Source organism: Enterobacter sp. SM3 (assembly GCF_009811935.2).
GTDB classification, from domain to species: domain Bacteria; phylum Pseudomonadota; class Gammaproteobacteria; order Enterobacterales; family Enterobacteriaceae; genus Enterobacter; species Enterobacter asburiae_D.
In genome coordinates, this window is record NZ_CP099971.1 from 3,082,082 (window position 1) to 3,108,736 (window position 26,655).

Annotated in this window: 22 protein-coding genes, 2 tRNA genes and 1 other annotated feature; of the genes, 11 read left to right on the plus strand and 13 right to left on the minus strand. The window is 56.1% G+C overall.

Features of this window, described 5'->3' with window-relative positions:
- Positions 1 to 194 precede the first annotated feature (194 nt).
- Together GVO84_RS14510 and GVO84_RS14515 are read right to left on the minus strand one after the other, a co-directional pair.
- Positions 195 to 2,888, minus strand: a complete 2,694-nt coding sequence (locus GVO84_RS14510; protein ID WP_023336221.1) for a cation-transporting P-type ATPase — start codon at positions 2,886 to 2,888, stop codon at positions 195 to 197.
- Positions 2,889 to 2,935: 47 nt separating this feature from the next.
- A complete protein-coding gene (locus GVO84_RS14515) occupies positions 2,936 to 3,367 on the minus strand; it encodes a universal stress protein (RefSeq protein WP_159514504.1) in 432 nt (143 codons plus the stop codon).
- 395 nt (positions 3,368 to 3,762) lie between these two features.
- Between GVO84_RS14515 and GVO84_RS14520 the strand changes: the two genes are divergently transcribed.
- From GVO84_RS14520 to GVO84_RS14530, 3 genes are read left to right on the plus strand one after another with little or no spacing between them, the layout of a single operon-like run.
- Positions 3,763 to 4,848: an efflux RND transporter periplasmic adaptor subunit gene (locus GVO84_RS14520; protein WP_201283068.1), complete on the plus strand. Its 1,086-nt coding sequence runs from the start codon at positions 3,763 to 3,765 to the stop codon at positions 4,846 to 4,848.
- Positions 4,848 to 7,910 (plus strand): efflux RND transporter permease subunit, encoded by a 3,063-nt coding sequence (locus GVO84_RS14525; protein ID WP_159514505.1) that lies wholly within the window; start codon positions 4,848 to 4,850, stop codon positions 7,908 to 7,910. The genes GVO84_RS14520 and GVO84_RS14525 overlap by 1 nt, the downstream gene beginning before the upstream one ends.
- On the plus strand, positions 7,907 to 8,872 hold the full coding sequence (locus GVO84_RS14530; protein WP_121424352.1) for an acyltransferase: 966 nt from the start codon (positions 7,907 to 7,909) through the stop codon (positions 8,870 to 8,872). The genes GVO84_RS14525 and GVO84_RS14530 overlap by 4 nt, the downstream gene beginning before the upstream one ends.
- Here the strand turns inward: GVO84_RS14530 and pagP are convergent.
- Positions 8,869 to 9,444, minus strand: a complete 576-nt coding sequence (gene pagP / locus GVO84_RS14535; protein WP_159514506.1) for a lipid IV(A) palmitoyltransferase PagP — start codon at positions 9,442 to 9,444, stop codon at positions 8,869 to 8,871. The genes GVO84_RS14530 and pagP overlap by 4 nt on opposite strands.
- Positions 9,445 to 9,700: 256 nt before the next feature.
- Between pagP and shiA the strand changes: the two genes are divergently transcribed.
- The 3 genes from shiA (at position 9,701) to GVO84_RS14550 (ending at position 14,333) form a co-directional block, all read left to right on the plus strand.
- Entirely contained in the window at positions 9,701 to 11,014 is a 1,314-nt protein-coding gene (gene shiA / locus GVO84_RS14540; protein WP_159514507.1) for a shikimate transporter, read from the plus strand.
- Between the two features lie 73 nt (positions 11,015 to 11,087).
- On the plus strand, positions 11,088 to 12,542 hold the full coding sequence (locus tag GVO84_RS14545; protein WP_159514508.1) for an AMP nucleosidase: 1,455 nt from the start codon (positions 11,088 to 11,090) through the stop codon (positions 12,540 to 12,542).
- A gap of 18 nt (positions 12,543 to 12,560) precedes the next feature.
- Positions 12,561 to 14,333 (plus strand): aminopeptidase P family protein, encoded by a 1,773-nt coding sequence (locus GVO84_RS14550; RefSeq protein WP_159514509.1) that lies wholly within the window; start codon positions 12,561 to 12,563, stop codon positions 14,331 to 14,333.
- Positions 14,334 to 14,478: 145 nt separating this feature from the next.
- Here GVO84_RS14550 and GVO84_RS14555 read toward each other — a convergent pair.
- Positions 14,479 to 14,554: transfer RNA gene (locus GVO84_RS14555), tRNA-Asn, on the minus strand.
- Positions 14,555 to 14,657: 103 nt separating this feature from the next.
- Entirely contained in the window at positions 14,658 to 16,112 is a 1,455-nt protein-coding gene (emmdR, locus tag GVO84_RS14560) for a multidrug efflux MATE transporter EmmdR (protein ID WP_121424357.1), read from the minus strand.
- Positions 16,113 to 16,273: 161 nt separating this feature from the next.
- Here emmdR and GVO84_RS14565 point away from each other — a divergent pair.
- Positions 16,274 to 16,349: transfer RNA gene (locus GVO84_RS14565), tRNA-Asn, on the plus strand.
- 53 nt (positions 16,350 to 16,402) lie between these two features.
- The gene (locus tag GVO84_RS14570; protein ID WP_159514510.1) at positions 16,403 to 16,738 is read left to right on the plus strand and encodes a gamma-glutamylcyclotransferase family protein; all 336 of its coding nucleotides are present in this window, start codon (positions 16,403 to 16,405) and stop codon (positions 16,736 to 16,738) included.
- Between the two features lie 47 nt (positions 16,739 to 16,785).
- On the opposite strand, the gene GVO84_RS14575 is transcribed toward GVO84_RS14570, so the two are convergent.
- The 4 genes from GVO84_RS14575 to dacD form a co-directional block, all read right to left on the minus strand.
- On the minus strand, positions 16,786 to 17,121 hold the full coding sequence (locus GVO84_RS14575) for a DUF496 family protein (protein ID WP_008499467.1): 336 nt from the start codon (positions 17,119 to 17,121) through the stop codon (positions 16,786 to 16,788).
- 158 nt (positions 17,122 to 17,279) lie between these two features.
- On the minus strand, positions 17,280 to 18,338 hold the full coding sequence (locus GVO84_RS14580) for an FUSC family protein (protein ID WP_023312358.1): 1,059 nt from the start codon (positions 18,336 to 18,338) through the stop codon (positions 17,280 to 17,282).
- Positions 18,339 to 18,430: 92 nt separating this feature from the next.
- Positions 18,431 to 18,904, minus strand: a complete 474-nt coding sequence (gene sbmC, locus GVO84_RS14585) for a DNA gyrase inhibitor SbmC (protein ID WP_032646437.1) — start codon at positions 18,902 to 18,904, stop codon at positions 18,431 to 18,433.
- Between the two features lie 119 nt (positions 18,905 to 19,023).
- On the minus strand, positions 19,024 to 20,190 hold the full coding sequence (gene dacD, locus GVO84_RS14590; RefSeq protein WP_032658759.1) for a serine-type D-Ala-D-Ala carboxypeptidase DacD: 1,167 nt from the start codon (positions 20,188 to 20,190) through the stop codon (positions 19,024 to 19,026).
- Between the two features lie 198 nt (positions 20,191 to 20,388).
- Between dacD and sbcB the strand changes: the two genes are divergently transcribed.
- The gene (gene sbcB / locus GVO84_RS14595) at positions 20,389 to 21,825 is read left to right on the plus strand and encodes an exodeoxyribonuclease I (protein WP_370686479.1); all 1,437 of its coding nucleotides are present in this window, start codon (positions 20,389 to 20,391) and stop codon (positions 21,823 to 21,825) included.
- A 128-nt stretch (positions 21,826 to 21,953) separates the two neighbouring features.
- On the opposite strand, the gene GVO84_RS14600 is transcribed toward sbcB, so the two are convergent.
- The 4 genes from GVO84_RS14600 to GVO84_RS14615 all read right to left on the minus strand — a co-directional run bounded on the left by GVO84_RS14600 (position 21,954) and on the right by GVO84_RS14615 (position 25,380).
- A complete protein-coding gene (locus tag GVO84_RS14600; protein ID WP_023336236.1) occupies positions 21,954 to 23,312 on the minus strand; it encodes an APC family permease in 1,359 nt (452 codons plus the stop codon).
- Positions 23,302 to 23,364: a membrane protein YoeI gene (yoeI, locus tag GVO84_RS14605; protein WP_099458931.1), complete on the minus strand. Its 63-nt coding sequence runs from the start codon at positions 23,362 to 23,364 to the stop codon at positions 23,302 to 23,304. The genes GVO84_RS14600 and yoeI overlap by 11 nt, the downstream gene beginning before the upstream one ends.
- Positions 23,365 to 23,583: 219 nt before the next feature.
- Complete coding sequence (locus tag GVO84_RS14610) at positions 23,584 to 24,513, minus strand: LysR substrate-binding domain-containing protein (protein ID WP_159514512.1); 930 nt, start codon at positions 24,511 to 24,513, stop codon at positions 23,584 to 23,586.
- 42 nt (positions 24,514 to 24,555) lie between these two features.
- Positions 24,556 to 25,380 (minus strand): SDR family oxidoreductase, encoded by an 825-nt coding sequence (locus GVO84_RS14615; protein WP_121424360.1) that lies wholly within the window; start codon positions 25,378 to 25,380, stop codon positions 24,556 to 24,558.
- A gap of 175 nt (positions 25,381 to 25,555) precedes the next feature.
- Between GVO84_RS14615 and hisL the strand changes: the two genes are divergently transcribed.
- The gene (hisL, locus tag GVO84_RS14620; RefSeq protein WP_001364200.1) at positions 25,556 to 25,606 is read left to right on the plus strand and encodes a his operon leader peptide; all 51 of its coding nucleotides are present in this window, start codon (positions 25,556 to 25,558) and stop codon (positions 25,604 to 25,606) included.
- Positions 25,582 to 25,705, plus strand: a sequence feature (His leader region). (Overlaps the previous gene by 25 nt.)
- A gap of 45 nt (positions 25,706 to 25,750) precedes the next feature.
- Positions 25,751 to 26,650, plus strand: a complete 900-nt coding sequence (hisG, locus tag GVO84_RS14625) for an ATP phosphoribosyltransferase (RefSeq protein WP_028018500.1) — start codon at positions 25,751 to 25,753, stop codon at positions 26,648 to 26,650.
- The last annotated feature ends 5 nt before the right edge of the window (positions 26,651 to 26,655 follow it).

Here is a 26,655-nt window from a genome sequence, read left to right on the forward strand (position 1 = left end):
CGTATAAACCAGGAATTGGGGTAATACGAATTTATCGAAAGCGCTTCACAATGAGAACAATAATAAACTAAACGGTCTGTTGCACATTAGTAAACGAACGTTTTCTGTCGATAAGATAACGATAGCGGCGCAACCATCAACCGTATGCGGCGGAAAAGAGAAAGCCTGGGCTCAGGCTTTCTCAGTTTACGCTATCACGCCTCGGTTTTGCGCCACCGGCGCGTCAGTACTTTTTCCGCCTCGACGATAAGGAACATCACAAAACCAATCAGCAAGGTGATGACCCAGTAGCGGAACGGCAGCGCTTCGGTGCCAAACAGCATCTGCATGAAGGGGGCGTAAATGATAAGAAGCTGTAGCGCCAGCAGCACGCCGCTGACGATCCAAATCCCTTTGTTCGCCAGCAGGCCTTTGCTCAGCGAGAAGCCGTCATTCACGCGACAGTTGAGCATGTAGAACCACTGCGCCGTTACCAGGGTTTGCAGCAGTACGGTGCGGATAAACTCCGCCGAGTAGCCGCGCGGCTGTAGCCAGGCTTCCAGCACGAAGGCGCTGATGGCAATCATCAGACCGACAAACACCACGCGCCAGATGGCATAGCCGTCCATCACATGGAGATTCGCCTTGCGCGGCGGCCGGTTCATGATGTCCTTCTCACCCGCTTCAAACGCCAGGCCAAACGACAGCGTTGCCGACGTCGCCATGTTCATCCACAGGATCAGGACCGGCGTCAGCGGGATCAGGTTCCCCGCAAGCAGCGCGATGATGATCAGCAGGGCCTGCGCGATGTTGCTGGGGATAACGAACAGAATGGTCTTTTTCAGGTTATCGTAAACCCGACGCCCCTCGTGCACCGCGCTGGCAATGGTGGCAAAGTTGTCATCCGTTAACACCATGTCGGCGGCTTCCTTGGTGACTTCCGTCCCCTTAATCCCCATGGCGATACCCACATCCGCCCGCTTGAGCGCCGGGGCGTCATTTACGCCATCCCCGGTCATGCCCACGACTTCCTGTTTACTTTGCAGGGCCTGCACAAGGCGGAATTTATCCTCCGGGCTGGTTCGGGCGAAAATATCGTACTGCTGCGCGGCGTCGCTCAGCTGACGATCGTCCATCGCCTCCAGCTCACGGCCGGTGATAGCGCTTGCGGCGTTACCAATCCCCAACATTTGCCCAATGCTCATTGCCGTTTGCGGGTGGTCGCCGGTGATCATTTTCACGCGGATCCCGGCCTGCAGACAGTCGGCAATGGCGGTAATCGCCTCCGGACGCGGCGGATCCATCATTCCAGCAATGCCCAGCAGGATCACGCCATCGTGCAGGTCCGGGTGATCCAGCTCGCGTTGCCCCTCGCGGGCAGGTTTCCAGGCCGCGGCCACCATGCGCAACCCTTCCCGGGCATACTCTTCAATCTTCCCTTCCCAGTAAGGCTGATCGAACGGCTGCAGTCCGTCATTCGTCTGCTGGTACTGGCAGAGGCGGAACAGGACGTCCGGCGCGCCGGTGATCAAAATCACCTCTTCATCGCCCAGCCGGTACAACGTGGACATGTATTTATACTGCGAATCAAACGGGATTTTGCTGCGCATTTCGGTATCGAGCGGTGGGAGCGGAATTTTCGCCGCCAGGACCTTCAGCGCGCCCTCGGTTGGGCCCCCGGTAATTTTCCACAGCCCCTGCTCGTCTTTGATCAGCTGGCTGTCATTGCAGAGGTCAATAGTGCGCAGATAGCGTTCCAGCAGAGAACCCTGCGTCACGCTGACGGGCGTCGGATCATCTACGGGGTGAATATTCCCCACCGGTTCGTAGCTGTCGCCCTCCACGCGATAGGTCGTGTCAGCGGTAATCACCGCTTTGACCGTCATTTCATTCATCGTCAGGGTGCCGGTTTTATCCGAGCAGATGACCGTCATTGCGCCCAGCGTTTCCACCGTAGGCAGCTTGCGAATGATGGCCTTGCGACGCGCCATGGCCTGTACGCCAAGCGAAAGGATGATGGAAATGATGGCCGGCAGGCCTTCCGGCACGGCGGCAACGGCGAGGCTGATAAGCGACAGCACCAGTTCTGAAACCGGCATATCCCGGAACAGGAGGCTAAAGACAAACAGCGCCACCATCATCACCAGGATAGTGATGAAGATGGTCTTACCGAGCTTGTCCATCTGCACCATCAGCGGCGTGCGGTGCTTTTCGATGTCGGACATCATCTGATTGATGTGGCCCAGCTCGGTCTCGCCCCCGGTTGCCACCACCACGCCTTTACCGCCGCCGGAGCTGACAGTGGTGCCTGAGTAGAGCAGATTATACCGGTCACCTAAGGGCAGTTCCCCGCTTAACGCATCGCTGTTTTTCTCAACAACGGTGGATTCGCCGGTCAGGATGGCCTCCTCCACGCGAAGGTTATGCGCTTCAATCACGCGCAGGTCCGCAGGGATACGATCCCCGGCGCGGATCACCACGATATCTCCCGGGACCAGCGCCGTAGTGGGGATCGTTTCATGATTCCCCTGTCGTACCACCACGGCCTCGCTGGAGAGCATATTGCGAATACTCTGCAACGATTTTTCAGCATTGCTCTCCTGGATATGGCCAATCAGCGCGTTAATGATGGCAACCCCAAGGATCACAAACATGTCTACCCAGTGGCCCATAAAGAGCTTAAGCAACGCGGCCACCAGCAGAACGTAAATCAATACGTCGTTAAAATGCGCCAGGAAGCGCAGCCAGGCGGGTTTGCCCTTTTTTTGCGGTAACGCATTCTCACCGTGCTGCTGAAGTCGGGCTGATGCCTCAGTGCCGCTAAGGCCTTCCAGGGTGGAGTGGATATTCGACAGGGTTTCGTCAACGGTTTGTTGATAATACGGACGTTCAGGTTTTCCTGTTTTCATCGTTCCTTCCTCAGATTCTATTCAGAAATCACCTTGCTTCTCTGTAATTAACGAATAACGAAAACAGGAACATGAGCGTAACGAACAATACTTGCCGCCTCCGATCCTAACAAATGGGTTTGAATATTTGGATTTCGCGAGCCGACAATAATCGCGCCGACGGTAAGTTCATCCGCCAGCTTAATAACCTCATCACGAACATTCCCGCTACGGACGTGGAGATGAACACGCTCTTCTGGCAGATTCACTTTTTTGACCAGCTCAGACAGCTTTTCTTTCGAATTATTAATCATATATTCATCCATTTTGCGCGCATCTGAAATAAAACCACGCGTCAGCTCGGCTGAAAATTTGGGCATGACGTGCAGCAAATGAATGTCACCCGATGCGCTTTGCGCCAGAAACTGTGCATGCTGCAACGCTTTATCCGCCAGGCTTGTCTCGTAGACATCCACCGGAACGAGAATGTTTTTATACATATCGAGCATCCTTTTTATAACCAACACGAGAGTGAGTGAAGCAAAAAACGCATTAAATGCAGGGGGTTGCCCTTAATGCCAGTTACGGTAAAAAAAGATGGATAACATTAAACGTAGCACAGGAATATCAGGTTTAGCGCTTCCCCACTGATAATGGTTATTTAACATTTATCTTTTCGCCGACTATGCTCATAGTCAGCTACCGCTTCCTGCTCATGGAGGAATGTATGTATGGTTTAAGCCTGATCCGTCTGGGTATGTTTATTGCGCTTGCCATTATCGCCAGCACGGCGATTGGTTTATTTACCTATATGGTCGTCACTGTTCTGGCAGAATAGTGTCACCCCTGTCCAGGTTATGGAATAAATAAAACAGTTATTTATTAGGGGAATACAGTGAACCGCTATCTCTCTCTTTTACCGTTCGTTTTGTTAACGCTCACGGCGTGCGACCCGAAGCCCAAGCAAGCCGCCTCCCTGCCCAGGATGGTAAAAGTGGCGGAGGTGACGGTTCCCGGTCACGCCCAGCAGCGCGTTTTTCCCGCCCGCATTGAATCGGGCGATGCCACAGACCTTTCTTTCAAGCGCGCAGGTCAAATTGAAGCGCTCGATGTGCGTCAGGGTGCAGCCATCAAACAGGGGCAACAGCTTGCCAGACTGAATGCCCGTGAAGCCCAGCAGCGGGTTAACGACAGACAAACGGCGGCGACGCTGGCCCAGAGGCAGTTCGATCGCTTCCAGACCCTGGCGGGCCGCCAGGCGATTTCGAAAGCAGAAATGGACGTGCAGCGCGCGAACCGCGATTCGGCGAATGCGGCGCTACAGATTGCCCGGGAAGAGCTGAATCAGATGACGCTCGTCGCCCCCTTCAGTGGGACGGCGGCCAGCGTACACGTACGGAACCATCAGGTGGTGTCCCCCGGTCAGCCCATCGCGACGTTAACCCGCACCGACCTGCTGGACGTGGTGTTTAGCATCCCTGAAAACCTGTTTAAGACCTTCGATATCCGCAACGCGCAGTATCGCCCCGTGGTGAGAATTAACGCCATGCCGGATCGGGAATTTACCGCCGTCTACAAAGAGCACTCCGGCAGCAGCGACAGCAATACCCTGACCTGGCAGGTGATACTGACCATGCCGCGGCCAGATGATTTTCCCGCTGTCGGCGGCGTAAGCGGTACGGTGACCATTAATCTAACCAACCTCCCGGCGGGCGCGGACGCTCAGGCGCTGGTCGTACCGGTTGAAGCAGTCTTTAACCCGGACAACAGCCCGCGCAACGAGCCGCACGTCTGGGTCGTAACGGGCGAAGGCGATGCGCTGCATCTGGAAGACCGCAAGGTCAGCGTGGGGCAAGTGAGTACCGAAGGCGTGGTGATTACCAGCGGGCTTAAGGCGGGCGAACGCGTGGTGGCTGCGGGCGTTGGTGAGCTCCATGCTAACCAGCCGGTGCGTATCTGGACGCGTGAACGGGGACTGTAATGGATATCTCTCGTCAATTTATCAATAACCCTGTTCGCGTCTGGCTAACGATCCTGCTGCTGGGCATCGGGGGTATTTTCGCCCTGTTGAATATCGGCAGGCTGGAAGATCCCGCCTTTACCATCAAAACCGCAGTGGTGGTCACCCACTACCCCGGCGCATCCGCTCAGCAGGTTGAAGAGGAGGTGACGCTTCCGCTGGAGAATGCTCTTCAGCAGCTGCCTTATCTGGACAACGTGAGCTCCATCTCTTCAAACGGTCTGTCGCAAATCACCGTTAACATCGCTTCTCGCTATCACTCGAACGAGCTGCCGCAGATTTGGGATGAACTGCGCCGCCGCGTGGGCGATGCATCGCGTCTGTTCCCGCCCGGCGTCGTCACGCCCTTTGTAAATGACGATTTCGGCGACGTGTTCGGCTTCTTCTTCGCCATTTCCGGAGATGAATTCAGTAATCCTGAGCTGGTGCGATATGCGGAGCAGCTGCGCCGGGAGTTGATTCTGATCCCCGGCGTCGCGAAGGTCGCCATCGGCGGGGCCATTAGCCAACAGGTCAACATCGATATCTCCCTGACCAAAATGGCCGCGCGCGGCATTACGCTGAACCAGCTTTCCGCCCTGCTCAGCAGACTTAACGTCGTTTCCAGCGCCGGAGAAATCACCTCCGGCACCGAATCCATTCGCCTGCACCCGACCGGTGAGTTCGAGAATCTTGATGAACTGGCGGATATCATCATCACGCCTTCCGGCACCGGGGCGGCGACGCGTCTGCGGGATATTGCCACGCTGTCGCGCGGGCTGAACGAATCGCCGGCCAGTATCTACCATGCCAACGGTAAAAAAGCCGTTACCATGGGCGTCTCGTTTATTCCCGGCGTGAACGTTATCGACGTGGGGCACGCGCTGGAGGCGAAGCTAAACCAGATGTCGGCGGAAAAACCGGCAGGCATACAGATAGACCTGTTTTACGATCAGGCAGCCGAAGTGGGCCACTCCGTTAACGGTTTTATTATTAACTTCCTGATGGCGCTGGCGATTGTCATCGGCGTGCTGCTGATCTTTATGGGCGTACGCAGCGGGATCATCATCGCGTTCTCCCTCGCGCTTAACGTGCTCGGCACGCTGCTGATTATGTATCTGTGGGGCATTGAGCTGCAGCGCATCTCGCTCGGGGCGCTGATTATCGCCCTCAGCATGCTAGTGGATAACGCCATCGTGATTGTCGAAGGGGTGTTGATTGCCCGACAGCAGGGCTCCCCGCTGCTTACCGCCGTGAACTACATCATCCGCCGCTCCGCCCTGCCGCTGCTTGGGGCGACGGTGATTGCCATCCTGGCGTTTGCCCCAATCGGGCTGTCGCAGGATTCCACCGGGGAATACTGTAAATCCCTGTTCCAGGTGCTGCTAATTTCCCTCATGCTGAGCTGGTTTTCGGCGCTCACCCTCACCCCGGTGCTGATTAAGTGGTGGTTGTTTAAAAACGACAGCGCGCCCGATAAAACCGACGAGTCAGATCCTTACGATAAACGACTCTACCGCGCCTACCAGCGCCTGCTTAACACGCTACTGCACCATAAGGCACCGACGCTCATTGTGATGGCTGCGCTGCTGGCAGCGTCCATCTGGGGCTTCGGTGCCGTGCGGCAAAATTTTTTCCCGTCGTCTAATACGCCGATTTTCTTTGTCGATCTCTGGCTACCCTACGGTACCGATATTAAATGGACCGAGAAAATGACCGGCGATATCGAAAAAACCATTAACGGCCAGCCGGGGGTGGAAACCACCGTCTCAACCATCGGTCAGGGAAGTATGCGGTTTATTCTGACCTACAGCGGGCAGCGGCAGTACGGCAACTATGCGCAGATCATGGTGCGCATGGACGACCAGCGCAACATCTCTGCCCTGACGCGCCACGTGGACGAGTACATCGCGCGAAACTATCCCCAGGTCAACGCCAGCACCAAACGCGTGATGTTTGGCCCCTCCGGCGACAGCGCCATTGAGGTGCGCATTAAAGGCCCGGACCCTGACCGGCTGCGCCTGATTGCCAGCCAGGTGGACGACATTCTCACCCGCGATCCTGCCACGGGCAGCGTCAGGAACGACTGGCAAAACCGCAGCAAGGTGATCCGCCCACAGTACGTTGCCGCCCTGGGCCGCGAGCTTGGCGTAGATAAGCAGGACGTTGATAACGCGCTGGAGATGAACTTCTCCGGCAGCCGGGCGGGGCTGTACCGGGAAGGCAGCGATCTGCTGCCCGTGGTGGTGAGGCCCCCGGAAAGCGAAAGGCTGGACGCCAATCACCTGAACAACGTGCTGGTGTGGAGCCAGACGCGGCAGCAGTATATCCCGCTGAGTAACGTCGTCAGCCGCTTCTCGCTGGAGTGGGAAGATCCGCTGATACTTCGACGCGACCGCTCGCGAGTGCTGACGGTGCAGACCGATCCCGATCCGCTGAGCCAGCAAACCTCCGTGGACATTCTCGCCCGCGTGAAGCCGCAGATTGATGCACTTCCCCTGCCACACGGCTACAGCATCGAGTGGGGGGGCGACGCGGAAAACTCGAGTGAAGCGCAGCAGGGGCTTTTCACAACGCTACCTCTCGGGTATCTGGTGATGTTTGTTATTACGGTGCTGATGTTCAGCTCGGTGAAAAATGCGGTCGCCATCTGGCTGACCGTACCGCTGGCGCTGATTGGCGTGACGCCGGGATTTTTACTTACCGGCATTCCCTTTGGCTTTATGGCGCTAATTGGTCTGCTGAGCCTGAGCGGCATGCTGATCCGCAACGGCATCGTGCTGGTGGAAGAGATCGAACAGCAGAAAACGCAAAAGGATCAGCGCAGCGCGATCGTGTACGCCGCCACCTCGCGCCTGCGCCCCATCCTACTCACCGCGTTTACGACCGTACTTGGCCTGGCTCCGCTGCTGCTGGACGTTTTCTTCCAGAGCATGGCCGTTGTGATTATGTTTGGACTGGGGTTTGCTACAATCCTGACGCTGCTGGTACTCCCCGTTATCTACGCGTGTTTCCATCGTAAGGACGAAGCCAAACAACAATGAATGCGACAGGGCTGAACATTATCAAGACGCTGGGCTGTATGACGGCGGTGACCTTCTTTACCATTTACAACACCTGGGATCATTATGATTATGACTATCACTGGATCCTGGGGTTTTTAACCTTTATCTCGACGATTGCCACGCCGCTGTTTTTTGTCGTTGCGGGTTATCTCGACGGACAGTCACGTCACGACACCCGCTGGCAGCTGGGTAAAATTAAAAGTCTGGTGATTGTTTTTCTGTTCTGGATAACGATCTACTACCTGTGGGAGCCCTATCAGCGCGGGTATTTAATCCAGCCCTGGTTCGTGTTCGCGTTTGTGGTGATTTACACCTTCCACCCGGTTGTGGAATGGCTGAGCCAGCGGCGAGCGCTGTTTTGCGGCGCGATTGCCGCCCTGCTGCTCTTTTCCTACGGATACGATCTGCTATCGGCGCTCTATCCTGAAACGCACGTCCTTTCCCTGTCACCGCAGTATCGGCTGTGGACGTGGCTGCTGTTTTATCTGACGGGGCAACTCTTCTGCGACCCGAAAGTCGCCGAGTGGATTAGCCGCAAAAAGGTGGTCCGGGCAGCGGTTATCGCCATCCCGTTTATCTACCTCTTCACCTGGTTTTACGAGCGCCACTTCTTCTTCGCGCTGTTCAAGGCGGACAGAAACGCCTTTATTCTCACCGGCTCGCAGATCTACATCCTGATTATTGCCCTGGTGATTGCGGCGAACGGCGTGCGCTTTCGCCGCAACGCTGAATTTAAGGAGTCCATTCTGGCCGCCATCAGCAAAACGATGACCGGCGTGTACATTGTGCACTACTCGGTGTTTCATCTGCTGACGGCGCTGATACCGGTGACCTCTCTCGGTATGAAGCTGGCGCTGATTGTGCTCACTTTCATTACCTCTGTTCTCTTCTCCATGCTGGTATTGTCTAACGCCGTGGCAAAAAAGGTGATCACCCTTTAGAAGCCTAAGCGCAGCCAGGCAAAGAGCACGTTGCCGTTGTTATAGGTTCCTGGAATATAGGTGAACTGGACGGTAACGCGCTTATACCCGGCGGAAAACAGCGGGAAGATGAACGGTAGCGGGACATAGTTTGCAAAATCATCTCGCGCCGTGATGCCCGCCGCAGCGCCGAGCCCAAGGCGGAAATCTTTGGCATTATCCAGATACCAGCCCTTCTCCCAGCCATAGCCCATCGCGGGCTGCCATTCGTTGTGCGAGTCCTTGAACATCATCGCGAACAGCGCGCTCCAGTTGCCCTCTTCGTTATAGCGGGAAACGCCCAGCCCGCCGCCCCACGGCATTTCATTGTAATTGTCCGTTTTTTCTTTGTCGTACATAAAGCGAGCGTGCCAGCTCAGGAACGGCAGGTACAGGTCGTAACGTTGAGGCTCTTCCCAGGTCCGGGAGATATCATCCGTCAGCGCATTCCACCAGCCGCTGATGCGTTGCTCACCGTAGACGTTGGGCTCCGCGTTAAGCGGTGCGACGAATAAAAACAGGACCATCCAGAATGCCAAAAAGGTGCGTTGCATCGTTACTCCCTCAGCTTAGGCCACGCAGCGGTATCTATAACTGTAATCCATTCAGCACTAACCGGAGCCAAACAGACTGATTTATCTCGAGGTAGGGGAAGATGAAATTTATTTATTCAGCGCCTTCCGGAAAGATAAAAACGTTTTCTCAGGCGTTTTGTCGCGGTAGTCTCATAGGTTCCGTTTATATGACGGACGCAATGTGAGTGACCTTTTCTTATACCAATAATTAAAAATCAGTACGGACAGGACAACTATGGACTCCACCCTCATCTCCGATCGTCCCAACGAGGAGACACCTTCGCTCAATCGTGCCCGCCGCGCGGCCTTAGGCAGCTTCGCGGGTGCCGTCGTCGACTGGTATGATTTTCTGCTTTACGGCATCACTGCCGCCCTGGTGTTTAACCGCGAGTTTTTTCCGCAGGTCAGCCCCGCGATGGGCACGCTCGCCGCATTTGCCACCTTCGGCGTCGGCTTTCTGTTTCGCCCGCTGGGCGGGGTGATCTTCGGCCACTTCGGCGACCGTCTTGGCCGCAAGCGCATGCTGATGCTCACCGTCTGGATGATGGGGATCGCCACCGCGCTGATTGGTATTCTCCCCTCGTTTGCCTCTATCGGCTGGTGGGCGCCGGTACTGCTGGTCACCCTGCGCGCCATCCAGGGCTTCGCCGTCGGCGGCGAATGGGGCGGTGCGGCGTTGTTATCCGTTGAGAGCGCGCCGAAGCACCGGAAAGCGTTTTACAGCAGCGGCGTACAGGTCGGGTACGGCGTAGGCCTGCTGCTTTCCACCGGGCTGGTATCGCTAATCAGCCAGCTCACCACCGACGAGCAGTTCCTGAGCTGGGGCTGGCGCATTCCGTTCATCTTCAGCATCGTGCTGGTCATCGCCGCGCTGTGGATCCGTAACGGGATGGAGGAGTCGGCAGAGTTCGAAAAGCAGCAGGAAAAACCGGCCACGAGCAAGCGTCTTCCGGTCATGGAAGCCCTCGTCCGACACCCTGGCGCTTTTCTGAAAATTATCGCCCTGCGCCTCTGTGAACTGCTGACGATGTATATCGTCACCGCGTTTGCCCTGAACTACTCGACGCAGAACCTCGGTCTTCCCCGCGAGCTGTTCCTGAATATTGGCCTGCTGGTCGGCGGGATCAGCTGCCTGACAATCCCCTGCTTCGCCTGGCTGGCGGACCGGTTTGGTCGCCGTCGCGTTTACATCACCGGGGCGCTGATTGGCACCCTCAGCGCCTGGCCGTTCTTTATGGCGCTCGAGGCGCAGTCGATCTTCTGGATTGTCTTCTTCGCCATCATGCTCGCCAACATCGCTCACGATATGGTGGTGTGCGTTCAGCAGCCGATGTTTACTGAACTGTTCGGCGCAAGCTACCGCTACAGCGGCGCGGGCGTGGGCTACCAGGTCGCAAGCGTGGTCGGCGGCGGATTTACGCCGTTTATTGCCGCCGCGCTGGTGACCTTCTCCGGCGGCAACTGGCACAGCGTGGCGATTTATCTGCTGGCCGGCTGCCTGCTGTCGGCGGCGACGGCGCTGCTGATGAAAGAGACGCGCCACAGCTGATCTCCCTTTTGTTTCACAGGCGTGTGACATACTATCGGGTAGAGTCGCACACCTGTGGAACAAGGAGACAGAGATGAATAATAAGGGCTCCAGCCTGACCCCGGCTCAGGCGCTGGAAAAACTCGACGCGCTGTACGAACAGTCCGTCAACGCGCTGCGCAGCGCCATCAGCGAATATATCGAAACAGGGAAACTTCCCGATGAAAAGGCCAGAACCGAGGGCCTTTTTGTTTATCCATCGCTCTCTGTGACCTGGGACGGCAGCGCCAGCAGTAATCCCAAAACCCGCGCCTACGCGCGCTTTACCCACTCCGGCTGCTACAGCACCACCGTCACCCGCCCTGCACTGTTCCGACCGTATCTTGAAGAACAACTCACGCTGTTGTACCAGGATTACGGCGCGCACATTCACGTTGAGCCCTCGCGGCATGAGATCCCGTATCCCTACGTGATTGACGGTTCGGCATTAACGCTTGACCGCTCCATGAGCGCGGGGCTGACCCGCCACTTCCCGACGACGGAACTTTCGCAGATTGGCGATGAGACGGCCGACGGGATTTATCACCCGGCAGAATTTTCTCCCCTGTCGCACTTTGATGCCCGCCGGGTCGATTTCTCCCTGGCGCGCCTGCGCCACTACACCGGTACGCCAGTCGAACATTTCCAGCCGTTCGTGCTCTTTACCAACTACACCCGCTACGTGGATGAGTTTGTCCGCTGGGGCTGTAGCCAAATTCTCGATCCGGAAAGCCCGTACATCGCGCTGTCCTGCGCGGGCGGGATCTGGATCACCGCGGAGACCGAAGCGCCCGAGCAGGCCATTTCCGACCTGGCATGGAAAAAGCACCAGATGCCCGCCTGGCACCTGATCACCGCCGACGGTCAGGGCATCACCCTGATCAACATCGGCGTTGGCCCGTCAAATGCCAAAACCATTTGTGACCATCTGGCGGTCCTGCGCCCGGACGTGTGGCTGATGATTGGCCACTGCGGCGGCCTGCGTGAAAGCCAGCTGATTGGCGACTACGTGCTGGCCCACGCCTATCTGCGTGATGACCACGTGCTTGATGCGGTGCTGCCGCCGGACATCCCAATCCCGAGCATCGCCGAAGTACAGCGCGCGCTGTATGACGCTACCAAAGAGGTCAGCGGCATGCCGGGTGAAGAGGTTAAACAGCGCCTGCGCACCGGTACGGTCGTCACAACGGATGACCGCAACTGGGAGCTGCGCTACTCCGCCTCCGCGCTGCGCTTCAACCTGAGCCGCGCGGTGGCGATTGATATGGAGAGCGCCACCATCGCCGCACAGGGGTATCGCTTCCGCGTCCCTTACGGCACGCTGCTGTGCGTCTCCGATAAGCCGCTGCACGGCGAAATTAAGCTGCCGGGCCAGGCCAACCGTTTCTATGAAGGGGCTATCTCAGAGCATCTGCAGATTGGTATTCGCGCCATTGATTTGCTGCGGGCAGAAGGCGACAAGCTCCATTCCCGCAAGCTGCGCACCTTCAACGAGCCGCCGTTCCGCTAATAACGATAAGGAAAAACAATGTCCAGCACATCACCGCTCTCTGCCCTTCGCCACTGGCTTGAGGCCAGCCATCTCGACGGGATGATCGTCCCGCGGGCGGATGCCTGGCAGAGCGAATACTGCGCGCCCTACGACGAAAAGCTGGCCTGGCTGACGGGCTTTGACGGCTCGGCCGGCGTGGCGCTGGTGCTGAAAAACAAAGCGCTGCTGTTCGTCGACGGTCGCTATCAGGTTCAGGCCCGCGTACAGGTCAATACGGATGAGGTTGAGATCCACCACCTGCACAACGAGCCGCTGGCTGAATGGCTTGCAGAAAACGTTGAGGCCGGAACACGCATCGGTTTTGACGCGCTGCTGATGACCAACTCGGAGTTTGAGCAACTGTCTGCCACGCCGTGCGAGCTGGTGCCTCTGAAGGCCTCGCCGTTTGACACCTTATGGACTGACCGCCCTGCCGCACCGGCGGGACTTATCCGTGAAATGCCGGTTGAACACAGCGGCGAACGCAGCGCGGACAAACGTCAGCGCGTCGCCGCCGTGCTGGCCGCAAACAGTGCCGATTATCTCGCCGTCACCCTGCCGGATAACATCGCCTGGCTGTTAAACGTGCGTGGCGCGGATATCCCTTACAGCCCGGTACCGCTCTCCTTTGCCCTTCTTGGTCGTGACGGTCACGTTGAGTGGTTTGTTAACGACAATAAGCTCAGCGCCCTGCCTGACGATGTGCGCAGTGCGTTCACCATTGCGCCGCAGGATACCTTTATTGAACGCTGCCAGCAGATTGCTGAAGGCAAACGGGTGATGATTGATGCCGATTCCGCGCCGGTGGCCCTGCGCTTCGCCATTGAGCCACGGGGAGAAATCGTCTGGCGGACCGACCCCATCACCCTGATGAAAGCGACTAAAAACCCGGTCGAGCTGGCAGGCTATCGCGAGTGCCATCACCAGGACGGGGCCGCATGGGTCAACTTCCTTGCCTGGCTGAGCCACGAAGTGCCGCTGCGCTCGGCGGCTGGGCAACCGCTCACCGAGCTGGACGCGCAGGCGCAGCAGCTTGCGTTCCGTCAACAGCAGCCTGGGTTCTTCGAGCAGAGTTTTGCGACCATCTCCGCCTCTTCGAGCAATGCGGCGATGTGCCACTACCATTCGAGCGAGGCCAGCAATAAGCCCATCGGCCATGACCATTTTTACCTCAACGATTCCGGCGGCCAGTATGTTAACGGCACCACCGACGCCACGCGTACGCTGGCGTGGGGGAAAGTCGATCCGCAACAGCGCCTGCACTACACTGCCGTGCTGAGAGGCTTCCTGTCGCTCATTACCCTGCAGTTCCCTTCCGGGACTCAGGGGCATCAGCTGGATGCGTTTGCGCGTCGCCCGCTGTGGGAGATGGGACTGGATTACGATCACGGCACGGGGCACGGCGTGGGGCACCAGCTGCTGATCCATGAGAACCCGCATCGCATCGCCAAAAAGGTCAACCCGTGGCCGCTAGTGGCAGGCAATATCATGACTATCGAGCCGGGCTACTATCTGGGTGATAGCCACGGTATTCGTATTGAAAACCAGGTGGAGATTGTGGAGAGCCGTCCGGGGTTCTGCTCGTTTTCCTCGCTGACGCTGATCCCGATCGACTTAAGTCAGGCTGAGCTGCATCTGTTGAGCGAGCAGGAAAAGCAGTGGCTGGATGCGTATCACCGGCAGGTACGTGAGGCGCTGTTACCTCTGGTGAATAGCGAGGCGCGTTCGTGGCTGGAAGAGGCGACGGCACCGATTAGCCTGGATCGATAGTGCGGCTTTAGCCGGATGGCGGCTTCGCCTTACCCGGCCTACGATTCGAGGTTTTTGTAGGTCGGGTAAGGCGAAGCCGCCACCCGACATTTTTACCAGATGCAGAAAAGCAAAAAGCCCGCTCGTAAGCAGGCTTTTCTAAATGTGGCTCCTCTGACTGGACTCGAACCAGTGACATACGGATTAACAGTCCGCCGTTCTACCGACTGAACTACAGAGGAATCGTGTGAACGGGGCGCATATTATCGATGCTCCCCCATGATGTCAAAGGCAGAATGCATATTTCCGATCGTTTGCCGAATTATTCTCCACTTCGCGCAATTGTCAGGCACTCTTTCGCGGATATTTCCACAGCCAGCGGCCGCTGACCATCCGCCAGTAGAACAGCGCGCCCCGCACGGCCCAGTCGAGGAACATCCCCAGCCAGACGCCGACCACACCCCATCCGAGCATCACCCCGAGCGTATACCCCGCGACAACGCGACATCCCCACATGCCGAGCATCGATACCCACATTGCAAAGCGGGCATCGCGCGCCCCTTTCAGCCCGGCGGGCAATACCCATGAGGCCGCCCAGATGGGCATAAAGGCCGCGTTGAGCCAGATGAGGATCTTAACGACCTCTTTAACGTCGTCTTCGTGGGTATAAAACGAGGCCATCAGCCCGGCAAACGGCGCGGTTCCCCAGGCGATCAGCGTCAGCCCTATGGTCGACAGCCAGAAGACGTGCCGCAGCTGACGCTCCGCCTGGCCTATCTGCCCTTTCCCGAGCCGTTTACCCGTGATGATGGTCGATGCCGAACCCAGCGCGTTACCCGGCAGGTTAATCAGCGAGGCAATAGAAAAGGCGATAAAGTTACCGGCGATAACGTCGGTCCCCATTCCGGCAACAAACATCTGCGTGAGCAGCTTCCCGCCGTTGAACAACACCGATTCAATGCTCGCGGGAATGCCGATCCCCATAACTTCCCAGATAATGGCGAAATTAAAGGGGCGGAAATAGCTTTTCAGCGTCAGACGCAGCGAGGGGGTAATCCCCGCCATCAGCACCCCAATGATGGCTACCGCGCCGATATAGCGTGAAATGGTTAAGCCCAGCCCCGCACCGACGAACCCCAGCCCCTCCCACGAGAACGCGCCGTAGATCAGCACACTGCTGATCACGATATTCAGGATATTCATCCCGCCGTTGATCAGCAGCGGAATTTTGGTGTTGCCCGCCCCGCGCAGCGCGCCGCTGCCAATCAGCGCAATGGCCGCCGCCGGATAGCTTAAGACGGTCATTTCCAGGTAGGTCAGCGCCAGGTCTTTAACCTCGTTCGTGGCCTCCCCGGCGACAAAATCGATAATCTCTTTACCGAAATAGTGGATCACCGCCGCCAGAACGATCGAAAAAATGGTCATGATCATCAGCGACTGGCGGGCCGCCTCGCGTGCACGTTTGGGGTCAAGCTTGCCGAGGCTAAAAGCCACCACCACCGTCGTCCCGAGATCTATGGCGGCAAAGAACGAGATCACCACCATGTTAAAGCTGTCCGCCAGCCCAACCCCTGCCATCGCCTCTTTCCCCAGCCAACTCACCAGGAAGGTGCTCAGGACCCCCATCAGCAGAACGCAGGTATTTTCCAGGAAGATAGGCACAGCGAGAGGGGTGATTTCACGCCAGAACAGGACACGATAGCTTTTACGTTTTGCATACCATGGCGTGCGCGCTATCGCCTGGCGTAAGGAGGCAGTGACGTTCAAAATGGACCTTAGAGAGAAAAGTTGAAACTCCATTTCAAATGATGGGGGACAAATGCTAATCCTGCAAAGTATTTTCCAGAAAAAGATGTGTGGATTTACAACAAACTGACGACAGAATCAGCAATCGGTCTATTTTCCCTAAGATCAGGTTTGACAAAAGTTTTTTCGCCGCTAAGATAAGCCTCCACAACGATTCCTCTGTAGTTCAGTCGGTAGAACGGCGGACTGTTAATCCGTATGTCACTGGTTCGAGTCCAGTCAGAGGAGCCACATTTAGAAAAGCCTGCTTTCGAGCGGGCTTTTTGCTTTTCCGGTGAGGATAAATGGACGCACTGTTTGTTTACGGCACACTACGCCCCGGTCACTCTAATGCGCATATTCTTGAACACATTGGCGGTGAATGGCTGTCCGGCTTCGTATCCGGTACGTTTTACGAACGCGGCTGGGGCGCTGCGGCGGACTTCCCGGGGATTGTGCTCCACCCTGATGGCCCCCGCGTCGAAGGCTATCTGTTTATCTCTGATAACCTTGACGCACACTGGCAAATGCTGGATGAATTTGAAGATGGCTACGATCGGGTTGAGGTCACGGTGACCACCCTTGAAGGCAAGCAGGTTAAGGCCTGGATTTATCAGCTACAGCCGCGTTCTGCGTCATAAAAAAAGGCTCTCTGTCACCAGAGAGCCTTTTTCACTATTCGCTGCGATTACTCGCTTTTTGCTTCGCCGTTTTTGATTTCGCCCATCACTTTCAGCTTCTTGGAGATGTCACGACGCTCTTTGGACAGCTCAGCGTTTTTGATGATGTAGTCATCAACGCGGTCTTCATAGTCGCTCTTCATGCTGGCGATGATGCCCTGAATAGCTTCAACGCTCATACCTGGCTTGATGTAGTCGCTCAGGTTGTCGAGCAGCAGAACACGTTTCTGGTTGTCACGGATCTTCTTCTCAACGTCCTGGATTTCACGCTGCAGCTTGTTTTTGCGGCGGAACAGGCGGACGAATTCCAGAACATCCTGGAACGAAGGCTTGGTAGTTTCCATTTTTACACCCCTGATAATGTGAGATTCGGATTCGTTAAGGCAACCGTTGTAACAATAACCTTACTGACAGCGGCTGCGAATGACAATGAGTATATCGTTTAAAGCTATCATAACCCCAATTGCTGCTGAATCGAAGCAGCAGCCGTCACATACGCCTTTTATTTGCGCAGCGCCCGGCAAATAAGGTGCGATAACAGCTCAAGCTGCCGCGCCAGTTCCATGCTCAGCCAGACGTAGCCATGAATAGGCGTTTCCGCCACGTTATCGCTCTGGCGCTCGTTGATGAGCTGCTTCAGCTCCGCGACGATCTCATTCAGCCGCTCGCTGTTGGCCAGTATCGGCTGCGGGTTCCCTTCATAGAGCGCATGGGCGATGGTCAACAGCGTTTGCTGCGTCATCTGCTGGGTCTCTTTAAGGGTCTGCGCGTTAAGCATCAGCAGATGGCTGGGACGCGAGGCCCAGTGGGCGTTGATTTGCAGTTCAAGCATGCAGACCAAATTGCGGCTTACCGTCTGGATAGCTTCAAAAATCGATTTCTGAATATGGGTTTCTTTGCTGGCGGGCGTGATCAGGCCGCGCATTTTAACCACGTCGTTGAGGATCGTTTGCAGATGCTTTTCCAGCCGGGGACGCTCAACCAGATTCGGGGAAAAACCGGCCTGATAGACGCGGTTAAAGGCGGTGACGTAGTTAGCCATCTGAATACGCCAGTGCAGAAAAGCACGCTGTGGCCAGATACCGGTGAAGAGCATGGCCAGCAGTGACCCCAGGATGACATCCCCGCTTCGCCACAGCGCCGTGGTCATATCCCCGGCGGGCGCACCGACAACCACCGCGAGCGTAATACCAATCAGCAGCGCCTGATACGGTCTTTTGCCCAGCGCCAGCCAGCCGCACAGGAACATGGCGGCACCGCACCATGCCAGCATCACGGGAAATGAGATGAGCTCCAGCTTCAGGGCGATAAGCCCAAGCGCCGAGCCTAAAACCGTCCCGCCAATTCGCTCAAAAGCGCGCGGAACAACGTTTCCCCAAAACGAGATGGGCCCCATCACCACCACCAGCGTGATCAGCGGCCACGTCCCTTCGGGAACGTCCAGCAAACGGACCAGCACAAACGTTAATACGAAAGCCAGCGCGATGCGACACCCGTGCACCACGCGGTAATGTTTGTACAACCGAATTTCAAAAGGGGTTAATGATTTGTCGGGACGCACACCCGCTCTCCAGCTACACGGCAAATCACAATTGTACTGTGTTTTCAGCCGGGCGGATCGCTCCCGGCTGAAAAACCCTTCACTTCGCAGGCTTAAACCGTTTTATGCTCTACCGCGATATACATTTCGATATCCCAGTAGCCGTCTGCATTGCCGTCATTGAGATAGCGCTCGAAGCAGGGTTTGAGCGCCATCTGGTACTTATTGTCCTGCAGCAGGGAATTAAAGAACTGATACCACGGCGTGGCGAAGTCGTAGTTTTCCACGCGCGCCGTCGCCACGGCATAATCCCCGGCCGCGATTTCCGTCATCATGACGCCTTCGCTGTTTTCCGGGATGACGAAATCATCCGGTACCGTAACCGCCGTATCGCAGCGCAGTTTTTCTGCCGGGACCTCGTCGGGGTTATCGTAGTAGACCGCAACCCACTCCAGCGGCTCAATGTGACGCCCGTCCACCCACATCACCAGCTGTTCAAAACCCTGTTTTACCGTTTGTTCCCACGGTCCGACCAAATGAAAACCGGCAATCTTACGTTTCTGTTGCTGCTTAATGCTGTAGTCCATGCTGCCTCCACCTATCACTGTATATTCATACACTATAAAACTGGATGACTATTATCGGCAAACGAGGAGTGTTTATTATGTGAGCAGACTCGCAACCCTGCCAGCCTGCTCAGCAACAGTTAAAGCGTGTGGTGCAGATAATCGCTCATGCGAGAGAACAGGCCGCCTTTATCAACGGCTTCCAGCGTCACCAGCGGCCAGTGCGCCACCACTTTGTCGCGGTCGTAGAGCTGGATCTCACCCACCCGCTGGTGCGCGGCGATCGGCGCTTCCAGCTCTTTTTTATCCAGCACGTATTTGGCTTTGATGTTCGGCACTTCCGCTTTCGGCAGTGCCAGCCAGAAGTCCTGGTCGGTACCCAGTTTCACCTGCTCCTTATCGCCGTACCAGATACGTTCTGTCCCCACTTTTTTACCGCTATGCAGGATCTGCACCGTATCGAAATTCTGCTGCCCCCAGTGCAGCAGTTTTCGGGCCTGGTCCTCGCGCCCTTTCGGGCTGTCCGCCCCCATGACCACCGCGATTAAACGGCGCTGCCCGTCAACGGCGGACGCAATCAGGTTAAAGCCCGCCCCCGAGGTATGTCCCGTTTTAAGGCCGTCCACGTTCATGGTTTTATCCCACAGCAGGCCGTTACGGTTCTGCTGGGTGATCCCGTTCCAGGTCAGGCTCTTTTCACTGTACATATGATAAAACTCAGGCTCGCCGTGGATGATGGCGCGGGAGAGTACGGCCAGGTCATAGGCCGAGCTGTGCTGGCCCGGCGCGTCCAGCCCGTGGACGGTTTCAAAATGCGTATCGCGCAGATTCAACTTTTGCACGTAGTCGTTCATCATCTTCACAAACTGCGGCTGACCGCCCGCCACGTGATCGGCCAGCGCCACGCAGGCGTCGTTGCCGGAATCGACAATCAGGCCACGGCTTAAGTCACGTACGGAGACGCGATCGCCCTCTTTCAGGAACATGAGCGACGAGCCGTCAAAAACCGGGTTGCCTTTAGCCCACGCGTCACGCCCTACGGTGACAATGTCGTCCGGCGTAATGCGGTGGCTATCAATGGCCCGATCAACCACATACCCCGTCATCAGCTTGGTCAGGCTCGCCGGATTACGTTGTTGATGTTCGTTGCCCGCCGTTAAGATCTGACCAGTCGTGTAGTCCATCAGCACCCAGGAGCCAGCCTGAATGGCCGGAGGCTGCGGCGAAAAATCCAGTGGTTCGGCCGCAAAAGCAGATGAGACACTCGAAGCGAGTAAAGAAACAGCAATAAACAGACGGCGTTTCAACGGTATATCCTCAGGTCATTAAAAATCGATGACCTTTTTACGGGAGTTCTGATGTCGTTACCTGGCTTAATTGCAAAAAAATGTGACAGAACGCTGATTTTTCTCTGAAGCTGGCGCGCAAATTTGCGCCATGGCGGTGCTTTTTATTCGGTCTGGACCGCACGATCGTTTACCATAGTGACGTCATTTTTTAACAGGATGGTATTACTGGTGTCTGACTCTGCCGCTCGCCCGACTTTTTTGTTCCACGACTACGAAACCTTTGGCACGCACCCGGCGCTGGACCGACCGGCGCAGTTTGCCGCCATCCGTACCGACGACGAATTCAACATCATTGGCGAGCCTGAGGTCTTTTACTGCAAGCCTGCGGATGACTACCTGCCTCAGCCCGGGGCGGTCATGGTCACCGGGATCACCCCTCAGGAAGCGCGTGAGAAAGGCGTTAACGAGGCAGAATTCGCCCGACGCATCCACGATCTGTTTACCGTCCCCAATACCTGCGTGGTCGGTTACAACAACATCCGCTTCGATGACGAAGTGACGCGCAACATCTTCTATCGTAACTTTTACGATCCCTATGCCTGGAGCTGGCAGAACCGCAACTCACGCTGGGATTTACTCGACATCATGCGCACCTGTTATGCCCTGCGTCCTGAAGGCATTAACTGGCCAGAAAATGAGGAAGGGCTGACCAGCTTCCGGTTGGAACATCTGACGCGCGCCAACGGCATCGAGCACAGCAATGCCCACGACGCTATGGCGGATGTCTATGCCACCATTGCCATGGCGAAGCTGGTGAAAAGCGCGCAGCCCCGGCTGTTTGAGTATCTGCTGAGCCACCGCAGTAAACAGAAGTTGACCACGCTGATTGATGTGCCGCAGATGAAGCCGCTGGTGCATATTTCCGGCATGTTTGGCGCCTGGCGCGGAAATACCAGCTGGGTCGCCCCGCTGGCCTGGCATCCGGATAACCGTAATGCGGTCATCATGGTGGATTTGGCCGGCGATATTTCACCGCTGCTGGAGCTTGACAGCGATACCCTGCGTGAACGGCTTTATACCCCGAAAAATGAACTCGGGGATCTGCCTGCGGTGCCGGTCAAACTGGTGCATATCAATAAATGTCCGGTCCTGGCGCAGGCCAATACGCTGCGCCCGGAAGATGCGGACAGACTGGGCATAAACCGGCAGCACTGCCTCGATAATCTGAAAGTGCTGCGCGATAATCCTCAGGTGCGCGAGAAAGTGGTCGCCATCTTTGCCGAGGCGGAGCCTTTCGTACCGTCAGAAAACGTAGATGCCCAGCTCTATAACGGTTTCTTCAGCGATGCCGATCGCGCGGCGATGAATATCGTTCTGCAAACCGAGCCGCGCAACTTGCCTGCGCTGGATATTACCTTCGCCGATAAACGCATCGAAAGGCTGATGTTTAATTACCGCGCGCGTAACTACCCCGGCACGCTGGACGAGGCAGAGCAGGATCGCTGGCTGCAGCATCGTCGCAATGTCTTTACCCCTGAGTTCCTTAATAGCTATGCCCAGGAGCTGGAAATGCTTTATGGCCAGTATGAAGGGAATGCTGAAAAACAGGCACTGTTGAAATCCCTGTTCCAGTACGCGCAAGAGATAGTCTGAAATTCCCAGATAAAAAAACCGGAGACAAAAGTCTCCGGTTTTTTTTGCCCGGTGGCGCTGCGCTTACGCGGGCCTACGGGTGTGTTTTTTTGTAGGCCGGGTAAGCGCTAGCGCCACCCGGCGAGTCATTATGCGACGTCTTCGTACTGAGGAACCGGGTTACGGAAGCTCTTCGTGACGCAGGCCAGGTAAACCAAACCGATAGCACCCCAGATCAGACCCAGAACCATAGAGCTCTCTTCCAGGTTAATCCACAGCGCGCCCACGGTCAGGGCACCACACACTGGCAGCACCAGATAGTTGAAGTGGTCTTTCAGCGTTTTGTTGCGCTTCTCACGGATCCAGAACTGGGAGATCACGGAGAGGTTAACGAAGGTAAACGCCACCAGCGCACCGAAGTTGATCAGCGCGGTCGCCGTCACCAGGTCGAATTTAATCGCCAGCAGGGCAATAGCGCCAACCAGCAGCACGTTCCACGCCGGAGTACGCCATTTCGGATGCACGTAGCCGAAGAAACGGGTCGGGAATACGCCGTCACGTCCCATCACGTACATCAGACGAGAAACGCCTGCGTGTGCCGCCATGCCGGACGCCAGTACGGTCACGCTGGAGAAGATCAGCACGCCCCACTGGAAGGTTTTACCCGCAACATACAGCATGATTTCAGGCTGTGACGCATCCGGATCTTTAAAGCGAGAGATGTCCGGGAAGTACAGCTGCAGGAAGTAGGAAGCGCCGATAAAGATCAGGCCGCCAATCAGCGCTGTCAGGAAAATCGCTTTCGGGATCACGCGCTCAGCATCTTTGGTCTCTTCGGACAGAGAAGAGATACCGTCAAAGCCCAGGAACGAGAAGCACAGAATTGTCGCACCGGTAATCATCGGCACAACGTGCGCACCTTCAGACCAGAATGGACGCGTGCTGGTCAGCGTACCTGCACCTTCACCGTGAGAAACACCGTAGATGATCAGGCCAACGATAACCGCCACAATGCCCATCTGCAGAATAACAATCAGGGTGTTGAAGTTCGCCACGGTCTTGATGCTGCGCAGGTTAGAGATGGTCATAAAGGCCACCAGCGCGACAACGAAGATCCACGATGGAACAGAAGGCACCAGCGCTTCGAAGTAAATTTTTGCCAGCAGAATGTTGATCATCGGCATGAACAGGTAGTCCAGCAGAGATGACCAGCCCACCATAAAGCCAACCGCCGGGCTGATGGATTTTTGGGCATAGGTGTAGGCAGAGCCTGCAGACGGGAAACGGCGAACCAGTTTACCGTAGCTCAGCGCAGTAAAGAGAATAGCGACCAGCGCAAAGGCGTAAGCCGTTGCCACGTGACCGTCTGTGAGGCCCGATACGATACCGAATGTATCGAACAGCGTCATCGGTTGCATATAGGCGAGGCCCATCATAACAACCGGAATCAACGTAAGCGTTTTACGTAATTCCACGCGAGAGGTGTTTGGAGTTGCGTTATGCGACATAGTTATTCTCCTTTACGGTGATAACCGCCACGTAAGCGAAAAATTGCCCCATTTCTTTCTTCCTCAGCGACAACAACTGTCGGATTTTAGTAAATATCTATCCGGTACGAAGCCCGGCCTCTTGGTTTTTAGTTTCGTTTCGTACATGCAAAAAAAAATAACCGACGCCTTTTATATCGTCGATTATTCATTTGGTTGCAGCGGCGGCATTTTGCCCCACATCGGATACAAAAGGCAATACTTTGCAAAGCACGGGACAATTTTCTTTTTGCTAACTGGCTGATTTCTGGACGCCGGGCTGAGAGTAAACGGCGGCGATAGCACTATTTGCTAAAATCTCGTCCCGCCACCATGCGCTGGCCAACCCGGCAGTTTGTTCATTCCAGCCTACCCACACCGAGTCATTACTGCTTTGAGCAAGCACCTGTTTTTCAACAAGCGCACCGCTGTCAATAAATCGCTGCGCCAGATAGCGGGGTAAATAGCCGCAGCCCAGGCCGCTTATTTGCAGTTCCAGCTTGGTTTTATAGTCGAAAACAGTAATGGCCTCCTGCTCATCAAGCAGCTGTGAGGAGACCGAACATTCCGGACGCGAGCTGTCCCCGACCACGATGGCGCGGTAGCCTTTAATCACGCGACGGTTAATAGGCTCGGGCTCCTGAGCCAGGGGATGATGGGGCGCTATGGCAAACACCTGCTCGAGCACGCCCAGCCGGGCAAAACCAAAATCACTCAGCTGGGGAGGCTCATGGAGTGCACCGACAAAAATATCCGCCCTGCCCTGCGTTAAGGCATCCCAGGAGCCCCCCAGCACGCCGTTGATAAAGATAAGCCGGGTGACGCTGTGGTGTTGATAAAAGGCTTCAATCAGCGGCGTCAGGAGAGAAAACGGAAAGGTATCATCCACGCCAATAACCAGCTCGTTTTCCCACCCCTGATGGAGTTTAACGGCCTGTTTTTCGAGTTCACGGACGGTATGAAGGACTTCGCGGCCTTTTTCCAGCAGCATCTGACCGGTACGGGTAAAACGAGCGCGGTGCCCGGAGCGATCGAGGATCTGGATATTAAGATCGCTTTCCAGTTTTTGAACGGTATAGCTCAACGCAGATGGGGTTTTGTAGAGCTTTGCCGACGCAGCGGCAAAGCTCCCCTCTTTTTCCAGTGCATCCAGAATAATAAGAACATCCAGCAGCGGTTTCATGCTCGCCCCCCTTCTGGTGTGCGATCGTCTCCGCTGCGGGACTTATTCCATGGGCATCACCAGCGGATCGGGATACTGATACTCAAACCCCAGCTCATGACAAATGCGATTGCCATCAACAATTTTGCCTTTACTGTCATCCTTTGCCTCACCGAAAACCGGCGCCGCCAGGCCCAGCTGACGTGCCATCAGCGGGTAAAACGTGCTGCGCGCCGGATGAGACGGTGCACATATATTATAGATGTGTCCACCTTTCGGAGCCTGTAGGAGTAGCTCAATTGCGCCAACAACATCGTCAAGATGTACAAGATTGACGACATGCTGGCCGTCTGGCGCGGATTTCCCGGCAAAAAAGCGTCCCGGATGGCGACCAGGGCCCACCAGCCCCGCCAGACGTACGATATCGACCTGCGTGCCGGGAAGATGATGCAGCCAGTCTTCCAGCTCTTTCAGAACCTGACCGCTCGCCGTCACGGGACGGCGCTCGGAACTTTCTTTCACCACGCCCTCAACTTCGCCATAGACCGACGTTGAGCTGGTAAAAATGATGCGCGGAACATGGTGCGCCAGCGCGCTGTCGACAATCTCCTGCATCGCCTGCAGATAAAACGACTCGCCCGGCCCGCTGCGCCGCGCGGGTAACGTGATCACCAGCGCATCGACGTTCATCAGCGTGTCCAGATCGTCAGCATCACACACCAGCTCCGGTTCAAGACGCAGTTCAACGCCATCAATACCGCACATGCGAGCTGCCTCTACCCCATCCGCCGTGGTTTTGCTCCCGGTCACCTGCCAGCCTTTCGTGGCTAATGACATCGCCAGCGGCATTCCCAGCCATCCTAAACCGACAATCGCGACCTTTTTCATGCGAATTCTCCTGACTCTCACTCGTCTTTTATAAGGCTACGCCAGCCTGGCAGAACACACAATTCATAGCATCAATATGAAATGAATTAATGATCAAAAAAAGCCCTTGCAATATGTCGTACAACTGGTTTAGGTTAAAAGACATCAAATGAATAAGCATTCATCGAGAATTTATATGACACGCGTTCAATTTAAACACCACCATCATCACCATCATCCTGACTAGTCTTTCAGGCGATGTGTGCTGGAAGACGTTTGGATCTTCCAGTGGTGCATGAACGCATGAGAAAGCCCCCGGAAGATCTTCTTCCGGGGGCTTTTTTTTGGACCGAATTCAGACAGGTTAAAACAGGTTAACGAGGAATAAAGAATGTTAGATAACTCACGCTTACGCATAGCTATTCAAAAATCAGGCCGTTTGAGCGACGACTCACGCGAACTGCTGGCCCGCTGCGGGATTAAAATTAACCTGCACACCCAGCGCCTGATTGCTCTGGCTGAAAACATGCCCATCGACATTCTGCGCGTGCGTGATGACGATATTCCCGGTCTGGTTATGGACGGCGTCGTTGACCTCGGCATCATCGGTGAAAACGTGCTGGAAGAAGAGCTGCTGACCCGCCGCGCGCAGGGCGAAGATCCGCGTTACTTCACCCTGCGTCGTCTGGACTTCGGCGGCTGCCGCCTGTCACTGGCTACGCCGGTGGATGAAGCGTGGGACGGCCCGGCCGCGCTGAACGGCAAACGTATCGCCACCTCTTACCCTCACCTGTTAAAGCGTTATCTCGACCAGAAAGGCGTGCAGTTTAAATCCTGCCTGCTGAACGGTTCCGTTGAAGTGGCACCGCGTGCGGGTCTGGCGGACGCCATCTGCGATCTCGTCTCTACCGGCGCGACGCTGGAAGCGAACGGTCTGCGCGAAGTTGAAGTCATCTACCGCTCTAAAGCGTGCCTGATTCAGCGCGACGGCGACATGGCCGACGCCAAGCAGCAGCTGATTGACAAGCTGCTGACACGTATTCAGGGCGTGATTCAGGCGCGTGAGTCCAAATACATCATGATGCACGCCCCAACCGAGCGTCTGGATGAAGTGATTGCCCTGCTGCCGGGCGCTGAGCGCCCAACCATCCTGCCGCTGGCGGGCGACCAGCAGCGCGTGGCGATGCACATGGTGAGCAGCGAAACCCTGTTCTGGGAAACCATGGAAAAACTGAAGGCGCTGGGCGCAAGCTCCATCCTGGTGCTGCCTATTGAGAAGATGATGGAGTAATGGCC

Bases quoted from the DNA above. Each gene is read 5' to 3' on its own strand.
- GVO84_RS14510 (WP_023336221.1), bottom strand. From the start codon at position 2,888: ATGAAAACAGGAAAACCTGAACGTCCGTATTATCAACAAACCGTTGAC.
- GVO84_RS14515 (WP_159514504.1), bottom strand. From the start codon at position 3,367: ATGTATAAAAACATTCTCGTTCCGGTGGATGTCTACGAGACAAGCCTG.
- GVO84_RS14525 (WP_159514505.1), top strand. From the start codon at position 4,848: ATGGATATCTCTCGTCAATTTATCAATAACCCTGTTCGCGTCTGGCTA.
- GVO84_RS14530 (WP_121424352.1), top strand. From the start codon at position 7,907: ATGAATGCGACAGGGCTGAACATTATCAAGACGCTGGGCTGTATGACG.
- pagP (WP_159514506.1), bottom strand. From the start codon at position 9,444: ATGCAACGCACCTTTTTGGCATTCTGGATGGTCCTGTTTTTATTCGTC.
- shiA (WP_159514507.1), top strand. From the start codon at position 9,701: ATGGACTCCACCCTCATCTCCGATCGTCCCAACGAGGAGACACCTTCG.
- GVO84_RS14545 (WP_159514508.1), top strand. From the start codon at position 11,088: ATGAATAATAAGGGCTCCAGCCTGACCCCGGCTCAGGCGCTGGAAAAA.
- GVO84_RS14550 (WP_159514509.1), top strand. From the start codon at position 12,561: ATGTCCAGCACATCACCGCTCTCTGCCCTTCGCCACTGGCTTGAGGCC.
- emmdR (WP_121424357.1), bottom strand. From the start codon at position 16,112: ATGGAGTTTCAACTTTTCTCTCTAAGGTCCATTTTGAACGTCACTGCC.
- GVO84_RS14570 (WP_159514510.1), top strand. From the start codon at position 16,403: ATGGACGCACTGTTTGTTTACGGCACACTACGCCCCGGTCACTCTAAT.
- GVO84_RS14575 (WP_008499467.1), bottom strand. From the start codon at position 17,121: ATGGAAACTACCAAGCCTTCGTTCCAGGATGTTCTGGAATTCGTCCGC.
- sbmC (WP_032646437.1), bottom strand. From the start codon at position 18,904: ATGGACTACAGCATTAAGCAGCAACAGAAACGTAAGATTGCCGGTTTT.
- sbcB (WP_370686479.1), top strand. From the start codon at position 20,389: ATGGTATTACTGGTGTCTGACTCTGCCGCTCGCCCGACTTTTTTGTTC.
- GVO84_RS14600 (WP_023336236.1), bottom strand. From the start codon at position 23,312: ATGTCGCATAACGCAACTCCAAACACCTCTCGCGTGGAATTACGTAAA.
- GVO84_RS14610 (WP_159514512.1), bottom strand. From the start codon at position 24,513: ATGAAACCGCTGCTGGATGTTCTTATTATTCTGGATGCACTGGAAAAA.
- GVO84_RS14615 (WP_121424360.1), bottom strand. From the start codon at position 25,380: ATGAAAAAGGTCGCGATTGTCGGTTTAGGATGGCTGGGAATGCCGCTG.
- hisG (WP_028018500.1), top strand. From the start codon at position 25,751: ATGTTAGATAACTCACGCTTACGCATAGCTATTCAAAAATCAGGCCGT.